Here is a 17,457-nt window from a genome sequence, read left to right on the forward strand (position 1 = left end):
AGCATTCGGCGGCTTCAGCCGCCTGTCAGGACGAAACAACTATCCCAATACATATACGGAGGAAGTCATGAGTCTCTCAGCCAGCATGTGGACCAGCGTTTCCGGCCTGCTCACGCACGGCGACAAAATGAATGTGGTGGGCAACAATATCGCCAATGTGAGCACCATCGGCTTCAAAGGCCAGCGCATGGATTTCAACGATTATTTGTACATGGACGGCGGAAGCGCCAGCGGTCCCACCCAGATCGGCGCGGGCGTGGGCATCAATGCGGTGCTGGGCGATTATTCGCAGGGCTCTTTTGAATCAACCAACTCCGCCACGGATCTGGCCCTTGACGGCAACGGCTTTTTCGGGGTGCGCAAGCCGGGCAGCGATCGAAAATACTACACCCGCGCCGGGGATTTTTACTTCAATCAAAACCGGGAGCTGCAAAATCCCCAGGGCCTGCTGGTGCAGGGCTGGGAGGTGGAAAACAAGAAAAAGATTACCTTCAATGGCGGTACCACCACCGTGAGCGGCAAGAGCGAATCCGCCTATGTGGGCAGCGGCTCCCCCACGGACATTGTGCTGAACAGTTGGCATATCCCGGCACAGCAGACCACCAATGTGACCTTCAACATGCAGCTCTCCACGGATCAAGGCACGGACAGGACCATCAACACAGCCAGTCCCCTGACCGCTCTCTTCGATCAGTGGAACGCCGGCAACGAACCGCCTCTGCCCAAAGAAGGTTACGCCACCCAGTCCGCCATCAAGGTCTATGACGAAGGCGGCACCAAGCATGAGCTGACCACCTATTACGACAGGGTGGAAACCTCCGGCATCAAGGGCCTGCCCGAAGGCTATACGGTCTATGAATATCTGGTGACCATCCCCCCGTCCGAGGATATGCGTTCCTACGGCGGCGAGGGCTATGACGACGCCACCAAGACCTGGACCAAAGAGCCCACGAAATTCTATGACGATCCTGTGGCGGGCACCAACAAGCAGGCCGGCGTGCTCATGAGCGGCGTGATGATTTTCAACGCCAGCGGCGAGATGGTCAACCAGACCGCCTACACTTTCGGGGCCACGGGCACCCAGGATCCTAATGATCAATACGCCGGCAACCCGGACGACAAGAACTCCTGGCAGCCCACCAGGATGTCCAGCAACGGTCTGCCCGTGTTCACGCCCAATTTCACGGGCCAGCCCCTGGCCAACAGCGTGAGCGAAACCATGACCACGCCCGGCGGCACCACGCCCTTCAGCCAGGCCCAGAACTACATCGTTGAGCTGGATTTCGGCCTGCGCAACACCAGCAACAGTTGGCTGAACAACGTCACCAACACCATGAGCCTGGACGCCAACGGCAATCCCGTGACCGCGGACGACGTGTCCCTGGGCGTGGATCCGGACGGCTACGGGTACTACGCCCTGGAGGACAATTCCTACGGAACCGACGGTGGCGCTAAGGTATTCAGGGATCAGTACGGCTTCTACACCAAGAACGGCGCCAATAATGTGTACGGCACGTATAATGGACATGAGGTTCTGCATGACGGCACGGGCTACTATTATATGGATGCCGGGGCGAAGCATACCATTGATATCACCGACCCCGGTGTCACCAGAACGCAGCCTGACAACAGGCTTACCCCGGAGATTCTCTCGCAGAAGAACAGTCTGGCCAGCCTGCACACCAATCTGGTCCAGAACGGCGTGAACCCTGACGGCTCCCCCAGATATGTGAGCCAGATGAACTATAATGACAGCGTGCCGGTAATGGCTACCGCCCAGCGCAGTGAAAACGCCTCCGTGGCCGCGGCGGGCACGGGCGTCACGCGCTCTCCCTCCCAGGACGGCTATGCATCGGGCAACCTGAGCGGCTACAACATTGATGAAAACGGCATTATTTACGGTAAGTATGACAACGGCGCCAATCTGGCCCTCTGGCAGATCAGCATCTATGATGTGCAGAACTACCAGGGCCTGTACCGCGAAGGCGGCAACCTCTTCTCGACCACCAGGGAATCGGGCGAGCCCAGCGTGGGCGTGGCGGGCAGCCACGGCTTCGGCAAGACAAAATCCTATTATATCGAGATGTCCAACGTGGACATGGCCCGGGAGTTCGTGCAGATGATCACCACCCAGCGCGGTTTCCAGGCCAACTCCAAGGGCGTCACCACGGTTGACACCATGCTGGAAACCGTCATCGGCATGAAGCGGTAAGCCCGCCGCCTCGCCTGACATGGCCCTGTGGGGCGGTGAGCCGCCCCACGGAGTTTTACAAAATCTTCGCGGCTTGCGAGCCGCAGACAATGCCTTTCCAAATGAAGAAGGCAGCGTCGGGATAGCGCTGCCATTGGCTTCTTCCGTGTGGAGCGCCGACCATTGGGGTCGGCGCTCTGTTTTTTGTCGGGCGCATCCGCTTTTGGCAAACCGTGATGTGATGGAGGGCAAAAGCCGACCGCCCCCCCCTTTACAGCGCGTCAAAATTGCAGCGCGAACCCTGGGAAAATTTTTCCCGCCGACATTCTTTTTATATAACTATTGGAAAATACATAATAAAATAGTAGTGGCACATGGATTGCAGTACCAAGGACACAGCTTAGCCAACCCACCCGAAGGAGGTGTCCCATGTCTTTGGTTATCAACCATAATATGATGGCCGCCAACACGGCCCGAAACCTGAATTCGCATTACGCGCAACTGAGCAAATCCACGCAACGGCTTTCCACCGGCCTGCGCGTCAACAGCGCGGCGGACGACGCCGCGGGTCTGGCCATTCGAGAATTACAGCGCGCGGACATTGCCACCCTGCAGCAGGGCGCGCGCAACGCCAACGACGCCATTTCCCTCATTCAGACCGCCGACGGCGCCCTGAGCATCATCGACGAAAAGCTCGTCCGCATGAAAGAGCTGGCCGAACAGGCCGCTACCGGCACCTATGATTCCACGCAGCGTCTGATGATCGAGTCCGAATATCAGGCCATGGCCTCGGAAATCACCCGTATCGCCAACGCCACGGACTTTAACGGCATCAAGCTGCTGGACGGCACGCTTTCTTCCAACACGCACGACGGCAGCGGCCTGACCGCCACCGGCAAGCTGAAGGTCCACTTCGGCACGGGCAACGACTCGGCCGAGGATTATTATTACATTAAAATCGGCCAGAGCACCGCCTCCGCGCTGGGCGTGGGCAATCAGGCCATTGACTCGAAGGGCGAATTGCGCGCGGGCGGCACCATTTCCACCCAGGAAGCCGCGCAAAAGTCCCTGGAAGCGCTTACCCAGGCCATTGTTTCCAAGGACAAGATTCGCGCGCACCTGGGCGCGATGCAAAACCGCCTGGAAAATACCATCACCAACCTGAATACGCAGGCTGAAAACCTCCAGGCCGCGGAATCCCGCATTTCGGACGTGGACGTGGCCACGGAAATGACGCAATTCGTGCGCACCCAGATTTTGAGTCAGAGTGCGGTAGCCATGCTTTCGCAAGCTAACTCGCTGCCCAAGATGGCCATGCAGCTCATCGGCGGCTAGGCCATTTCGACATAGGCTGTGGCAGACCAAAGACGGGAGGCCCGGGGGCCGTGCCCCCGGGCCGGGTTGCGAGCCGGCTGAACCGCCAGGCTATGCGTCTTACGCTTGGGTTCCCGGTTCGCCGCAAGGGCTTGCAGCGGCTTCCAGCGCTTCCAGAGCAAGGCGCGCGGCTTCCTGTTCCGCTTTTTTGCAACTGCTGCCGCTGGCCAGAAATTCCCGGCCGTCAGGCAGGCGCAACGAAACTTCAAAAACTTTGGCATGTTCTGGCCCGTGGCTGGCCAACTGCGCATAGGCCGGACGTTCCTTGAAAAGTTGCAGCGCCGCTTCCTGCAGGCGCGTTTTGTTGTCTTTCAGCCGGGGCTGTTTCTCGGCCGACTGCGGCCAATGCGCCGCAAAAATGCGGCGCACGCTCCCCCTGGCAGCCTCATAGCCGCCGTCTTCGTACACCGCGGCCAGCACCGCCTCCAGCGCGTCGCTGAGAACCGCATCACGGCTGCGTCCCCCCTGATTTTCCTCGCCCCTGCCCAGTTTTATCAGAGCGTCCAGACCAAGCTCGCGCGCGCGTTGCGCCAAACTCACCGTGCTCACAAGCAAAGCGCGCATTTTGGTCAGTTCTCCCTCGCGCGCCTCCGGGAAGCGGCAAAACAATTCCCAGGAAACAGACAGTTCCAGAACCGCGTCGCCCAGAAATTCCTGCCGCTCATTGTGCTTCTGGCCCATGCCGTATTCGTTGGACCACGAACTGTGCGTCAGGGCCAGTTCCAGCAATTCAGGCCGCTCAAAGACATGACCGAGCTTTTCTTCCAGGGCGGCGCGGGCTTCGGCCGTCTTTGCTCCGTCGATGGCGTGGCTGTTTCTCATGCCTCTAATGTAGCCGTTTTACGGCTGATGGCAACAGAAAATCCCTTGACATGACGTGCGCCAGTGCCTACCTAAAGCAAATTACTTATGAGGAGTTACGCATGGCTTACGATATTCGTTTGATGAAATTGGTGACGGGCGAGCTCGTCATCGGCAAATACGACCAGGAAAAAGACTGCCTCAACGAAGTGGCCGCCATCCAGAGCATCCCCACCCAGCAGGGCGTGCAGATGATGATGCTGCCGTATGGGTATCCTTTTGAAGCCAATTTCAGCGGCACGCTGGAAGGCAAAACCTTCCTCTACCGCTATGCCGATACGCCCAAGGAGCTTCAGGATAAATATATTGAAGCCATCACCAACCTCACTGTGGCGGGCGGTCTCGGCAAGCTGCAATTCGGCTCCGCTCCGATGGGCAGCGGCAGCGGGCTGATCAAGTAGTTCGGGCACATTCGGTCTTTTCACGGGCGGCGCTCAACGCCGCCTTTTTTCTGCCCGTGCCGGAAGCGGCGGCAGGCTTTTTCGCCTCTCAGGCGCAAGCCGCGTCTCTTTCATCCCACACGCTCAAACGACCGGGGAAAAACCATGCGCTCCCTTCTGCCTCTGTTGCCCAGGCCCAGCCGCTTTGCCGGCATTGAAGACGGAGCCTGCCGCAAAGATCCCGCCGCAATGCGCCTGCGTCTGGCCCTGGCTTTTCCCGATACCTATGAAGTGGGCATGTCGTATCTGGGTCAGAAAATCCTGTACGGCATCGCCAATGCCGAACCAGCCTGGTGGGCCGAAAGGGTCATGGCCCCGGATCGCGAAGCCGGGGCAGTGCTGCGGGCGCACAACAGCCCGCTCTGTACCCTGGAGTCCGACACGCCCCTGGCGGATCTGCATTGTGTTTCCTTTTCCATCACGCATGAGCTCTGTTACACCAACGTGCTTTATATGCTCGATCTGGCGGGCATCCCTTTGCGCACTGCGGATCGCAGCCCGGATTTGCGCGTCTGCCCGCTGGTCATTGCCGGGGGCGGCGCGCTGCTGAGCGCCGAGCCTCTGGCCCCGTTCATGGATCTCATGGTTCTGGGCGACGGGGAGGAAAGCCTGCCCGATGTGCTGCGCCTGCTGGAAAAAGCTTTGGAAAAAGGCTGGACCCGCGACCGGCTCCTGCATGAGGCCCGCCTCGTGCCCGGCGTGTACGTTCCTTCCCTGTTTGAGCCGGAACCGGCGGATCCCGGGCATGGTCTTCGCGCTTTGCTGGCGGATTACACGCGGCCCACGCGCCGCATTGTGACGGATTTGAACAAGGCCGCCTACCCTACCCGGCAGGTTGTTCCGGTGGGCGCGGTGCACAACCGCCTTTCCCTGGAGATTGCCAGAGGCTGCACGCGCGGTTGCCGTTTCTGCCATGCGGGCATGGTCTACCGACCGGTGCGCGAGCGCTCTCTGGAGAATATTGCCTCCTTGCTGCAGGATTGCCTGCGCGAAACGGGCTTTGATGAAATATCCTTCCTCTCCCTGAGCACAGGTGACTTTTCCGCCCTGAAGACGCTCTGCCACGGCGTGCTTGACCGTTGCGCGCGCGAGCAGATCAGTCTTTCTCTGCCCTCGCTGCGGGTGGGCTCCATTGATGACGAGATCATTGAGCGCATGGCCGATTTGCGCCGCACGGGCTGCACTCTGGCCCCGGAAGCGGGCAGCCAGCGCCTGCGCGATGTGATCAACAAAGGCGTCAGCGAGGATGCCCTGCTTTTGCACGCCCAAAAGCTGCTGGAGCACGGCTGGCGGCAGGTCAAGCTCTACTTCATGATTGGCCTGCCCACGGAAAACGACGAGGATCTGGCCGCCATTGCCGAGCTCTGCCGCAAAGTGCGTGATGCCGCGGGGCGCGGTGGCCCGCGTTTGCAGGTCACGGCAGCGCTTTCCCCCTTTGTGCCCAAGCCGTTTACGCCCTTTCAGTGGGAAGCGCAGATCGATCAGGCGGAAATGCGCCGCCGGGTGGATCTGGTGCGCGAGCTTTTCAAAGGCCAAAAATGTCTTAAGCTGCGCTGGCATGAGCCTGCCATGAGCCATCTGGAAGGCATTTTGTCGCGGGCTGACCGCCGCATGGCGGACGTGGTGGAAAAAGCCTACCGCAAGGGCGCGATTTTTTGCAGCTGGATGGAAAGTTTCGATCTTGCGCCCTGGCTCGCGGCCCTGGAGGAATGCGGGATACAGCCCGAAGACTGCACCGGCCCGCGCGAAGTGGGCGGCAGCCTGCCTTGGAGCCATCTGGAAGCGGGCATCTCGGAGGACTTTCTGCTGCGGGAGCGCGCCCGCGCCCTGCAAGGCAAAATCACCGAGGATTGCCGCTACGGCGTTTGCCGCCACTGCGGCGCTTGCGACACCAAGGCCGGGCCGTCGCTGCTGACCGGATCCGCGCCAGGATCCGGGCCAGGAAGCGGGGCACGTTCCGCAACAGACGCCGAGGCCGGAATCCCGCGGTATGGTCACAGGCTTAATTTTCCGCAACGCGACCAAAAGGCCCATGAAGCCCGGCGCGACGCCGAGGGCCGCCTGATCTGCCGTGCGCAGGCGAACCGGCCGCCGCAGATTGCCCCCGCGCTTGCCGTCAAGGCAGCCCAATACAGGATATGGCACAGCAAAATGGGCGGCAGCGCCTATTTGAGCCAATTAGAGCTTCAGGCCATTCTGGAGCGGGCCCTGCGCAGAGCGGGCCTGCCCCTGGCCTTTTCGCAGGGTTTTCACCCTTTGCCCCTGCTCTCTTTTGGCAGGGCCTTGCCGGTGGGCGTGCAAAGCCGGGCCGAATGGTTTGCGTTGACTTTGCACAAAGCTCTGGATCCAAAGGAAGTGGAGGCCCGTCTCGCGCCCTTGCTGCCGCCGGGCATGGATCTGGCGCGCGTTGAAATTACAGCTAAAAGCCGCCGCACCGAACAGGCCGAAGCCGAGGCCTTTTGCCTGAGACTGCCTACGGAGCGGGAAAACCAGGCTGCCGTATGCTGTTTTGAAAAATTCTTCGCGCTGGCGGGCCGGATGTACAGCCGCGAGACCAAAAACGGCCCGCGCAGCATGGACATTCGCCCCTTGCTGCGCGATTGGGCTGTCTCGCAGGAGGCAGCGGACAAGGAAAACGAGGCGGGTCAGGCCGTGACATTTGTGGCTGACTGGCGTACCGGTTATTTGTCGCCCTTGTTGCTCAGCATGGCCATTCTTGAACCACTGGCCGCCGAGCGTGATCTGCGCTCGCGCCTTCACTTGCTGAAAACAGCGCAGATTTTTGCCAACGCGGAAATCTATCCATAAGGATTGCACATATCATGTCACGCGCATTTACTCACGCCTGGTTCTTTTTCGGCGATTCACTGACCCTTGGGGTCAATGACTGCAGGATGCCCGGCGGCTGGGTCAGCCGTCTGGCGCTTTTGGGACGTGAAGCGGGCTTGTATCGCCTCCCCCCGGCGACATTTTACAATTTGGGCGCGCGGCGGCAAAACGTCGCTGATCTGGCGCGCCGTTGGCGGCAGGAAGTGGATTGCAGGCAGATGCCCGGCCTTGTGCCGCGCCTGGCTTTTTGCGCCGGCGTGGTGGACATGGCCTCCCCGGGCGGCGGCCAGCCGGCCGCTCTCGTCAAAACCGCGCGCATCCTGCGGGCCATGTTGACCGAAGCCGCCTCTCTTGCGCCCACCCTGTTGATCAGCCCGCCGCCCGTGGCGGATGCCGAGGCGCGCCGCCGCATAGAAAGCCTGAATGAAGCGCAGGCCGAGCTCTGCGCCGCAATGGCTTTGCCCTTTGCCAATATCCATGCCACACTCGCGGCTTCCCGCGCCTATATGGACGATTTGAGCGACGGTCTGCATCCCGGCCCCGAAGGCTGCGCGATTATGGCTGAAACCCTGTTGTCGCAAAAGGTCGTTCAGGACTTTCTGCGCACGGACATGGAACCGGAGGTGGCGTGAAATGGGATCGTGCATGCCGTTCAGTGACGAAGATTCTTTTGCCGAACGCGTAAAAAGCCTGGCGGATGACGAGTTGCTGCAAATCTGGGAAGAAACCCAGCAGATTGAAAGCCTGCTTTCCACGGAGCTGCATACGGATCTTTCCATTGCGCCGGATTATGAAAAGGCCATTGTGGCGGAATTGCGCCTGCGCTCAAGCCGGAAGCTGCGCGCGCCGCAATCCGGCGATTGCGCCAGGAATGGTTGAACCCTGATTCCTGGCCGCGGCATGGGCAAAGGCGGGGCTTCCTCAGAGGCTTTTTTTAAGGCAGATCATATCCACGAGCCGCACGCCGCACTCCACAATGGGCTCGCGGTAGTTGACCGTGAAAAAATTTTTCAGACGATGGGAAAAGCGGAAGCCCAGACGCTCATAAAAAGCCAGAAGGCCCGGAACTTCCCCTGTTCCCACCACCATGGCGGCATATTTGCCGTGATAGTGCCGGAAAAGATACTCCACCAGTCGCGTCCCATAGCCCCGGCCCTGAAAAGCCGCGTAGGTGGCCAGATTTTTCAGCTCGCAGGTGGCGTTGCCTTCGTCGGTCACCACACAGATACTTTTTAGATCCGGATCAAAAAGCGCGAATACTTCCCCCCGCTCCAGATAGCGATCAATCATGTCCTCCTGCTCGTCCCCCAGCAAAAGGAGCTCCAAAAAGCGCTTTTTGCGCTCCGTAATTTTTTCAATGCGCATGGCAAGACTTTCCGTGGCAATGAACCCACGTCCACGACAGACATCCCGGCAAGGCGAGCTCCGCTTTTCAACCGGAGATGCGGCGCACTGCCGGTGGGGCAGTGCGCCGCATTCAGGAACAAATGCCCTGAGAGCAAATCAAGGTTGAAAATTTCGATTCTCAACCTTGATGGTAATCCGCCTCAGGCGCGTCAAAAGCGTTTACAGGGTGCTCAGCATATCCATGTCTTCACTGGAAAGCAGCTTGTCCAAATCCAGCATTATCAACAGGCGATCCTGCAATTTGCCGACCCCGCTGATATAATCGGATTCCACGCCCGCCACCACAGGCGGCGGCGGTTCCACCGTGCTCGCGGGTATGCGCAGAACCTCGGAAACGGCGTCCACGACAAAGCCCACGATAATGTTGTTGATCTCAATCACAATGATCCGTGTGTTTTTATCATGCGCTTTGGGCACAAGGCCGAAACGACGCCGCAGATCAATGATCGGGATCACTTTGCCGCGCAAGTTGATGACGCCTTCCACGAACTCCGGCGCGCGGGGAACCTTGGTAATCTCCATAGTGCGGATGATTTCCTGCACCTTGAGGATATTAACCCCGAATTCCTCTTCGCCGATGCTGAACGTCACCAGTTGCAGGAGCTCATCATCCTGCTTTTTCTGGTTTTGATCCATATCTGCTCCCTTGTCGCATATACGCTTTTCAAGCTGTTTCAAAAAACCCCGACATCCGGAGGCAACAGAACCTGGGGCCCCGACCTGCGGTTTGCGGGTACGGCCGCGGCAGAGCTGATCGCCCGGCCTGTGAGCAGTGTTTGGACAGACTTATGCAATGCACATATTCCTTATCGACAGTTCCGTAAAGTGCCATAGGCCGATAGCGAAAAAATTCTTACTTTCCTCCGAAAGTCTCGCCCAGGGCCTGCTCAAGAGCCTCCACGCCGTAAACATCCCGCAGAACCAGGGGAGATGAGGCCCCGTCTCCGGCCGCGAACAATGCCGTCAAAGGGATGCTCTTGCTGCCCAGAGCCTGTAGAAGACGCACGGCATAGGCATTGGCGTCAGTCAGGTCAACGCGCACAAGTTCCATGCCGTAACGGGCCTGCCAGGCGCGCAGGCGCTCATCCGTCAGCACTGTTGCCTCCATGAACTTGCAATTGGGGCACCAGTCGGCGGTAAATTCAAGAAGCATGGGCTTTTTGCCCAGTTGGGAGGTAAAGTATTCGGGGCTGAAATCGCGCCATTGCGGCAGAGGCGTTACAGGCCGCAGTACCCAGACCACGGCGGCGCACAAAAGCAGAATGCCCGCGATGCCCGCCAGACGACGGCGGAAGGGGGGGGCGTCCATGCCGCAATACCGGCCCCAGAACCAGGCGCAGAAGGAGACCAGCAAGAGCACGCTGAGAACCTGCATATGCTTTTCCACAGGCAGGATGGAGAGCAGATACAGTGCTGTGCCTAACAGAAAAAAGCCCACAATGCGCTCAAAAACCTGCATCCAGGGGCCGGGCCGGGGCAAGATCCTTGCCATATTCGGCCAGAGGCAGAACAACAGGTACGGCAAGGCCATGCCCAGGCCCACAGCCCAGAACACCACCATGAGAATCACCAGGGACTGGGTAAAGGCCCAGCCCAGAACGCCGCCCAGAAGCGGCCCGCTGCACGGCGTTGCCAGAAAAGTGGACACCAGGCCGGTCAGGTAGGATTGCACGCGGGGATTTTTGGCGTTTTGGCCGGGTTTGAGGTCAATCACCGGCAGGGTGAACACCCCAAGCATGGAGAGGCCCATCAGAAAAACAATGAGCAGCATGAACAGGAGGATTCCCTGATTCTGATAGAGCTGCCCCCACATCAGATCCGCCAGCCCGAGGACCAGGGCCAGCCCGGTGAACAAGGTCATCACGCCCGCGGCAAACCAGATGTTGTGCTCGCGGAAGCGTCTGAGCCCGTTTTTGTCCCCAATGCCGCCCATCAGCAGCAGGCCGCTGATCTTGAAGGTAAGCACCGGCAGCACGCACGGCATGGCGTTCAGCAGCAGACCGGCCAGGATCCCCAGCAAAAGGGCTTTGCCCAGGCTGGATATTTCCACGGAGGCGTCCGCATAGCGCGGCGTCAGTTGCAGATCAAAACCGTCGCCTGAGGGCGGGATCTCACGCCCTGAAGCTGCATCCGGCGCAGTCGCGCTCAGCGGCGGAGCCACCCTTCCGGCCGGAGCCCTGACCACAGCATCGGGCGCGTCAGGCGTTTCCGACACATGCGCGAGGCTGGGTTGATTGCCGTTAAGTTTTTGCCATTGGCCGCTCCAGGCCGCTTCCGAAATGAGGGGCATCGCCTGCGGCACTGTGCCGGTGAAACTTTGATTGACCGGCAGGCAATGGCGATTTGAGCAGAGCAAAAGGCTCATGCCGATGGTGTAGGGCTTGCCGGTGGCCTGCACGGGCAGCGCCGAAAAAAACACGACCTCGCCTTCATAGACGAAAACCGTGGCTTCGGTATCATAGAAATCACGCTGCATGGTTCCGGCCGGATACCAGACGGGCAGCATCCGGCCGCCCTCAAGCGCAAAATCCAGCACCGTGGGACGCCCCGCGTCGCCTGATTCATGGGCATAGGCGTGATAGCCGGCTGGGATTGCGAGACGCATGGCAGCAACAATATTTTCACCGTCGCGGGCAAACTCCACTTGCAGGGGAACGCTTTCTGCCTTTGCCTGGAAGGGGAAGAACGCAACGCAACTGAAAAAGGCCAGAAGGCATACTGCGCCAGGAACATGCCGACGCAAGATCTGAAAAATAGTTTTTAAATACAATGTATTATCTCAATTATGTTGAAATTTTCGCAAAATTGCTTGACAAGTGAGCCACATATGCGTAAACCCCTTTTCACGCCTGTCGGGTCATTAGCTCAATTGGTAGAGCAGCTGACTCTTAATCAGTTGGTTCGGGGTTCGAGTCCCTGATGGCCCACCAAAAATTTGGGGTTTGCGGCATTGCCGCAAACCCTTTTTTTCGGAGTTCAGAACAAACTCGAAGGCGTGCGGCCGCGCGCGGGCATCCATTTTATCCGCACGCGGCCGCCAAGTCCAGTTGCCGCCAGGGCGGCAGGCAAAAGCATTTAAAGGATATACTGGCTCAAATCCTGATCCTTGCGCACATCCTGCAGATGCTCCGCAACATAGTTGCGGTTGACCAGCACCTGCGCCCCGGGCATGTCCGGGGCATCAAAAGAGATGTCGGCCAGAATTTTCTCCATGATTGTGTACAGGCGGCGTGCGCCGATGTTTTCCGTGCGCGAATTGGTATCCTCCGCAAAGGCCGCGATTTCCTCAAGGCCGTCCTCGGTGAAGCTGAGCCGGATTTGCTCGGTGCCCAGCAAAGCCTCGTACTGCTTGGTCAAGGCATTGTCCGGCTCTTTGAGGATGCGCAGAAATTCCTCTTTGCCCAGAGCCTGCAACTCCACGCGCAAAGGAAAGCGGCCCTGAAGTTCGGGAATCATGTCCGAAGGCTTGCTGAAGTGAAAGGCTCCGGCCGCAATGAACAGGATATGATCCGTGCGGACCATGCCGTATTTTGTGTTCACGGCGCTGCCTTCCACAATGGGCAGAAGATCGCGCTGCACGCCCTCGCGTGAAATGTCGGACGTGCGGTTTTGCGACGAGCTGGCGATCTTGTCGATTTCATCAATAAAAATAATGCCGCTCTGCTCCACACGCTCTTTGGCCCGCTCGCGGAGCGCTTCCTGATCCACAAGTTTGCCTGACTCTTCCTGCACGAGCACATTGAAGGCGTCGCGGATTTTCATCTTGCGGCGGCTGCGTCGCGGCGGAAAAGCCTTGCTGAACATGTCCTTGACCTGGCCGCCCACCTGCTCCATGCCCGGAATGGCAAAGATGTCGATGCCCTGGCCGCCCTGCTCCATGACTTCCATTTCCACTTCGCGCTGATCCAGAAAGCCCAGACGAAACTGCTGCAGCAGTTTCTCACGGGTTGAGGCGCGTTCTTCCTGCCCGAACGAGCTTGGCAGAAGCAAGTCCAGAAGGCGGGACTCGGCGGCAGCTTCCGCGGCTTTGCGCACGCGTTCGTTTTCCTCCTCGCGCACCAGGGTGACGCCGATTTCCATGAGATCGCGCACCATGGATTCCACATCACGGCCCACATATCCCACTTCAGTGAATTTCGTAGCCTCCACCTTGATGAACGGAGCTCCGGAAAGTTTGGCCAGACGCCGCGCTATCTCGGTCTTGCCCACGCCGGTGGGGCCCATCATGATGATGTTCTTGGGAGCCACTTCGTCGCGCAATTCCGGCGCAAGGCGCTGCCGCCGCCAGCGGTTGCGCACGGCCACGGCCACCATGCGCTTGGCCTGTTCCTGCCCCACCACGAATTTATCCAGCTCAGCCACGATTTCACGAGGTGTCAAGGTGCTCATCAACTGCTCCTGCTGTTTCTGCGTACAGGCCTTACTATACGCACTCTCCACAGTCTGACAATGGCGAAGCGCAGATTTGTCGCAGCCCCGGTTTGCAGGCCGGTGCCGACGCGCACTGCCAGGCCCGCAAAGCATAGTTTTTTTCGCCTTCAACGCCGCGGATTGCCGGGTGAAAATCATTGTTTTCATCCGGCAATCCTGCAAAGCTCGCGCGCAACAGGAACTGGTTATTTTTTCCCTGAAGAGCTAGCATTGCCGCATGGAAGCAATCCAGCTTGCGCGCTTTGCCGAGACGGCCGCTGAGCAAACAGCGGCATGCCGGCATATTCTTCTCAATGATGCTCTGCCGCTCTGGCTTTTTCCTCTTTTACTGCTGAGCGGCGCATTGCTGCAACTGGCTTTTCTGCGACTGCGCCGCCGCCGGCTCCTGCTTTTGGGCGCGCTTCTTGTGCTCGGCGCAGCCGCTGTTGATCGCGATCTCACGCTGGCTGTGGGCCAAATTTTTGTTGCCGCAGGTCTTTTGCGTCTTTTCGATGCCAACGGGGCCTGAGAGTAGCAAAACGCTCTAAAACCAGGGCGCAAAAAAACCCCGGCGAGCCGGGGTTCTTGCGTTTACTGCGGCAGCTTACTTAAAGGCCTTTTCAAAATTGGGCACCACCTGCTTTTTACGGCTCATGACGCCGGGCAGCCAGACGGAACTGCCTTCCGGCTTGACGCCGAAAGCCTTTTCCACCACCGCCGGATTATCGGAAACGATCAGCATTTCCGAACCTTCCTTCATGATGTCCGTGAGCAGCAGGAAAACGCTGTGGCGTCCCTCGCCCTTGACCTTGGCAATTTCTTCCTGAAGACCGGCCTTGACGTTATCCAGTATGGAAAGATCCACCACTTCCAACTGGCCGATGCCCACCTTATTGCCGTTCATGTCAAAGTCCTTGTAGTCGCGGAAGACCAGATCATGCATGGATGTGCCCTCCACCGCGCTCTTGACCTTGAACATTTCCATGCCCAGCGCCGTTACGTCGCTCACGCCCGCGATTTTGGCCAGAGCCTCCACGGCCTTCCTGTCGGCCTCGGTGCAGGTGGGAGACTTGAAGATGACCGTGTCGGAAAGTATGGCGCACAACATGCCGCCGGCGATATTTTTGGGAATCTCCACCCCGTAAAAGTCATACATATTCTTGAGCACGGTGCAGGTGCAGCCCACGGGCCAGATCCAGGCCTCAAGGGGCGTGGAGGTGGTCACGTCGCCAAGTTTATGATGGTCGGCAATGCCCAGCACTGTGGCGGAATCCATGCCCTGCGGAGCCTGGGGCAGATCCGAGAAATCCACCAGATACAATTCCTTGCCCGCCACGTCGTTGACGATCTGCGGCGCGGAAAGGCCGAATTTTTTGAGCACGAATTCGGTTTCCGGGGTGGGCGCGCCCTGAGCCGCGGGGGTGACGTCAAAACCGCGTTTGCCGTACAGATCGGCGGCGGCGATGGCGGAAATAATGCTGTCGGTATCGGGATTCATATGGCCAAGAACGAATGCGGGCATGACATGACTCCTTCCGGTATGATTCTTGAAGATAACGAACGATGGCCGATTTGTTATCTTTAGCACAAGGGCGCGGCCATGCCAAGACCTTTGGCGCAAATTTCCCGGCTCCGAAGAAAAACGGCAGATGTTCCGGGCTTGAACTTCAGAGAAAAAGCCCCAAAACGGCTCGTGATTTTTTTACTTTTTCCCTGAACGCGGATGGGCCTGATCATAGGCTTGCACGAGATGCTCAAGGCTCACCTGGGTATAGCGCTGGGTGGTCGTCAGGCGTCTGTGCCCCAGAAGTTCCTGCACGCTGCGCAAATCCGCCCCTGCGGTCAGCAAATGGGTGGCAAAAGAATGGCGCAGGCTGTGCGGAGAAACCGTGACATCCAGCCCGGCCCGGCGGCAGAGCCGGGCAATGATCCGGGCTGCCTCGCGCCGGTTGAGACGTGCGCCGCGCGCGCCCACAAAAAGCGCCGCTTCCTCAGGCAAAGCCAGCAAGGGGCGCTCGTCCAGCCAGGCCGCCAGACTGCTGCAGGAAGTGTCGGAAAGCGGCGCCAGGCGCTCGCGCGAGCCCTTGCCCATGACCCGCAGCACGCGGGAAGTCAACTGCACGTCGTCCACGTCCAGGCCCAGCGCCTCGGAGATACGCAAGCCGGAACCATAGAGCAGCTCGGCCAGGGCCAGATCCCTGCAAAGCAAGCGCGCCTTGTGAGCATCCGTGGGCGCGTCGGCCCTGGGCGCGTCCAGCAAGGCAAATGTTTCATCCACGTTCAACGCGCGGGGGTGATGCCTTTCCTGACGCGGATTGCGCACAGCGGCAGCCACATTTTCGCCAACCTGCCCGCTGCGTTGCAGAAAACGAAAGAAAGAACGCGCGGCGGCCAGTTTGCGGGCCATGGAGCTTTTAGCCGTGCCCTTGCGAAAAAGCCAGACCAGAAAGGCCTGAATATGCTTGCGGCTTATCTCGCCCGGCCGGGCCAGATCCGCGCCCTGTTCATGCAAAAAAACCGCCAGTTGCGTCAGATCCGCAGCATAGGCTTTTTGCGTTGCCTCGGCAGCGCCTTTTTGCACGGCAAGCCAGGCCAGGAACGCCTCGATCAGAGGCCGGGCTTTTCCGGCCCCGTCCAGAGAAGACGGCATACTTTTGCCCGCTCTCACGGCAAAGCCTCATAGCGGGCCCCGGGCAGCCGCTTGATCCTCCCCAGCATTTCCAAGCCGATCAGCAAGGTGTTCAGTTCCGGGACGGAAATATCCAGGGCAAGCGCCAGAGCATCGGCCTGCATGGCTCCCTGGGCGCGCAGGCAGGCAAGCAGCCGCTCTTTGCGCTCTTCCGGAACCAGCGCGTCGGCAGAAGGGCAAACAGGCCCGGCCGCGGGCCATGAATTTTTTCCGGGTACGGCAGCGGCGTTGCGCGTCGTCGCAGCCGCGGGTTCCTCCTCCGGACGGGGAAAAGGCGCTCTTTTTTCCTCTTCCGGCAGGGTTTCGTGGCTGATCCCGAAGGGCCGCAACTGCTCGGCCAGATCCAGCAGCACGTCTTCGGCGCTGAATACCGGCCGCGCGCCCTGACGCACCAATTGCTGACAGCCCAGGCAGTGCGCGTCCAAAGCCGGGCCGGGCACGGCATATACCTCGCGGTTTTGTTCCAGAGCCAGCCTGGCGGTGATCAGACTGCCGGAGCGGCTTGCCGCTTCCACCACCAGCACGCCCAAAGCCAACCCGCTGATAATCCTGTTGCGGATGGGAAAGTGTTCCGCCAGCGGCAAGGCCCCGGGGGCAAATTCCGTTACCAGGAGGCCTTTTTCCGCCATTTCCCCGAAGAGCCGGGCGTTGCTCCTGGGGTAGATTTGATCAATGCCGGTGCCCAGCACGCCTATGCTCCGCCCTACCCGCGCCAGGGCAGCCTCATGGGCCACCTTGTCGATGCCCAGGGCCATGCCGGAAATAACGGCTATGCCGCAGGCCGAAAGGCAACGCGCCATGTAGGATGCCATACTGCGCCCCTGAAACGTGGCGCGTCGCGATCCCACAACGGCAAAAGCCGGGGAATGCAGCAGGGAAAGGTCGCCGCGGCAATAGAGCAGAACCGGCGCGTCTGGAAGCTCGCGGAGTCGTTGCGGATAGCGCGGGTCAGACCAGAGCAGAATGTGCGCCTGCACTGTTTGCGCGCGGTTCCACTCTTCCTTTGCTGTGACTCGCCAGGAGCCGGTCGCCATCTCCGCGGCCTGACGGCGGGTAAGCCCGGCTTCGGGCCAGCGCTCCCGGGCTTGCACGGCGTTATATGCCGAACCGAAGGTCTTGAGCAGCCGCGCGCGGGAGAGCGCGCCCAGCCCCCGGCAATGCCGCAGGGCCAGGCTGGCCCAGAATTCGGTGCGCGCCGCCTGATCCATATACGCCCAGGTGGGGACAGAGGCAGCCCTATGGTCGGGCCCGCCGCG

General features: G+C 59.7%; 15 protein-coding genes and 1 tRNA gene. 8 read left to right on the forward strand and 8 right to left on the reverse strand.

Annotated elements, in window-relative coordinates; translation table 11 throughout:
• Window positions 1-67 precede the first annotated feature (67 nt).
• Complete coding sequence (locus G7Y51_RS01655; protein WP_165174669.1) at window positions 68-2,212, forward strand: flagellar hook-basal body complex protein; 2,145 nt, start codon at window positions 68-70, stop codon at window positions 2,210-2,212.
• A 408-nt stretch (window positions 2,213-2,620) separates the two neighbouring features.
• On the forward strand, window positions 2,621-3,526 hold the full coding sequence (locus G7Y51_RS01660) for a flagellin (RefSeq protein ID WP_165174670.1): 906 nt from the start codon (window positions 2,621-2,623) through the stop codon (window positions 3,524-3,526).
• A gap of 99 nt (window positions 3,527-3,625) precedes the next feature.
• On the opposite strand, the gene rnc is transcribed toward G7Y51_RS01660, so the two are convergent.
• Entirely contained in the window at window positions 3,626-4,387 is a 762-nt protein-coding gene (gene rnc, locus G7Y51_RS01665) for a ribonuclease III (RefSeq protein ID WP_165174672.1), read from the reverse strand.
• A 101-nt stretch (window positions 4,388-4,488) separates the two neighbouring features.
• Between rnc and G7Y51_RS01670 the strand changes: the two genes are divergently transcribed.
• The 4 genes from G7Y51_RS01670 to G7Y51_RS01685 all read left to right on the forward strand — a co-directional run bounded on the left by G7Y51_RS01670 (window position 4,489) and on the right by G7Y51_RS01685 (window position 8,574).
• Window positions 4,489-4,827, forward strand: coding sequence for a hypothetical protein (locus tag G7Y51_RS01670; RefSeq protein WP_165070542.1), 339 nt, complete (start codon window positions 4,489-4,491; stop codon window positions 4,825-4,827).
• A gap of 144 nt (window positions 4,828-4,971) precedes the next feature.
• On the forward strand, window positions 4,972-7,674 hold the full coding sequence (locus G7Y51_RS01675; RefSeq protein WP_165174673.1) for a TIGR03960 family B12-binding radical SAM protein: 2,703 nt from the start codon (window positions 4,972-4,974) through the stop codon (window positions 7,672-7,674).
• A gap of 14 nt (window positions 7,675-7,688) precedes the next feature.
• Window positions 7,689-8,327 (forward strand): GDSL-type esterase/lipase family protein, encoded by a 639-nt coding sequence (locus G7Y51_RS01680; RefSeq protein WP_165174674.1) that lies wholly within the window; start codon window positions 7,689-7,691, stop codon window positions 8,325-8,327.
• Window positions 8,328-8,340: 13 nt separating this feature from the next.
• Entirely contained in the window at window positions 8,341-8,574 is a 234-nt protein-coding gene (locus G7Y51_RS01685) for a hypothetical protein (protein WP_241160093.1), read from the forward strand.
• 42 nt (window positions 8,575-8,616) lie between these two features.
• Here the strand turns inward: G7Y51_RS01685 and G7Y51_RS01690 are convergent, their stop codons facing one another.
• The 3 genes from G7Y51_RS01690 to G7Y51_RS13860 all read right to left on the reverse strand — a co-directional run bounded on the left by G7Y51_RS01690 (window position 8,617) and on the right by G7Y51_RS13860 (window position 11,812).
• Window positions 8,617-9,060 (reverse strand): GNAT family N-acetyltransferase, encoded by a 444-nt coding sequence (locus tag G7Y51_RS01690; protein WP_165070531.1) that lies wholly within the window; start codon window positions 9,058-9,060, stop codon window positions 8,617-8,619.
• Between the two features lie 201 nt (window positions 9,061-9,261).
• Window positions 9,262-9,738, reverse strand: a complete 477-nt coding sequence (locus tag G7Y51_RS01695) for a chemotaxis protein CheW (RefSeq protein ID WP_165070526.1) — start codon at window positions 9,736-9,738, stop codon at window positions 9,262-9,264.
• Window positions 9,739-9,955: 217 nt separating this feature from the next.
• Entirely contained in the window at window positions 9,956-11,812 is a 1,857-nt protein-coding gene (locus G7Y51_RS13860; RefSeq protein ID WP_277424680.1) for a cytochrome c biogenesis protein CcdA, read from the reverse strand.
• 144 nt (window positions 11,813-11,956) lie between these two features.
• On the opposite strand from G7Y51_RS13860, the gene G7Y51_RS01705 reads away from it, so the two are divergent.
• Window positions 11,957-12,032: transfer RNA gene (locus tag G7Y51_RS01705), tRNA-Lys, on the forward strand.
• A gap of 145 nt (window positions 12,033-12,177) precedes the next feature.
• On the opposite strand, the gene hslU is transcribed toward G7Y51_RS01705, so the two are convergent.
• The gene (gene hslU / locus G7Y51_RS01710; RefSeq protein WP_165174678.1) at window positions 12,178-13,491 is read right to left on the reverse strand and encodes an ATP-dependent protease ATPase subunit HslU; all 1,314 of its coding nucleotides are present in this window, start codon (window positions 13,489-13,491) and stop codon (window positions 12,178-12,180) included.
• Window positions 13,492-13,750: 259 nt separating this feature from the next.
• On the opposite strand from hslU, the gene G7Y51_RS01715 reads away from it, so the two are divergent.
• Entirely contained in the window at window positions 13,751-14,041 is a 291-nt protein-coding gene (locus G7Y51_RS01715) for a hypothetical protein (RefSeq protein WP_165174680.1), read from the forward strand.
• A gap of 75 nt (window positions 14,042-14,116) precedes the next feature.
• Here G7Y51_RS01715 and G7Y51_RS01720 read toward each other — a convergent pair whose 3' ends face one another.
• The 3 genes from G7Y51_RS01720 to dprA all read right to left on the reverse strand — a co-directional run bounded on the left by G7Y51_RS01720 (window position 14,117) and on the right by dprA (window position 17,409).
• Entirely contained in the window at window positions 14,117-15,034 is a 918-nt protein-coding gene (locus tag G7Y51_RS01720) for a manganese-dependent inorganic pyrophosphatase (protein WP_165174682.1), read from the reverse strand.
• 180 nt (window positions 15,035-15,214) lie between these two features.
• Window positions 15,215-16,162: a tyrosine recombinase XerC gene (locus G7Y51_RS01725; RefSeq protein ID WP_165174684.1), complete on the reverse strand. Its 948-nt coding sequence runs from the start codon at window positions 16,160-16,162 to the stop codon at window positions 15,215-15,217.
• Window positions 16,163-16,176: 14 nt separating this feature from the next.
• Window positions 16,177-17,409, reverse strand: a complete 1,233-nt coding sequence (dprA, locus tag G7Y51_RS01730) for a DNA-processing protein DprA (protein ID WP_241160094.1) — start codon at window positions 17,407-17,409, stop codon at window positions 16,177-16,179.
• Between the last annotated feature and the right edge of the window lie 48 nt (window positions 17,410-17,457).

The organism is Desulfovibrio sp. ZJ369, assembly GCF_011039085.1.
Classification (GTDB): Bacteria; Desulfobacterota; Desulfovibrionia; order Desulfovibrionales; family Desulfovibrionaceae; genus Desulfovibrio.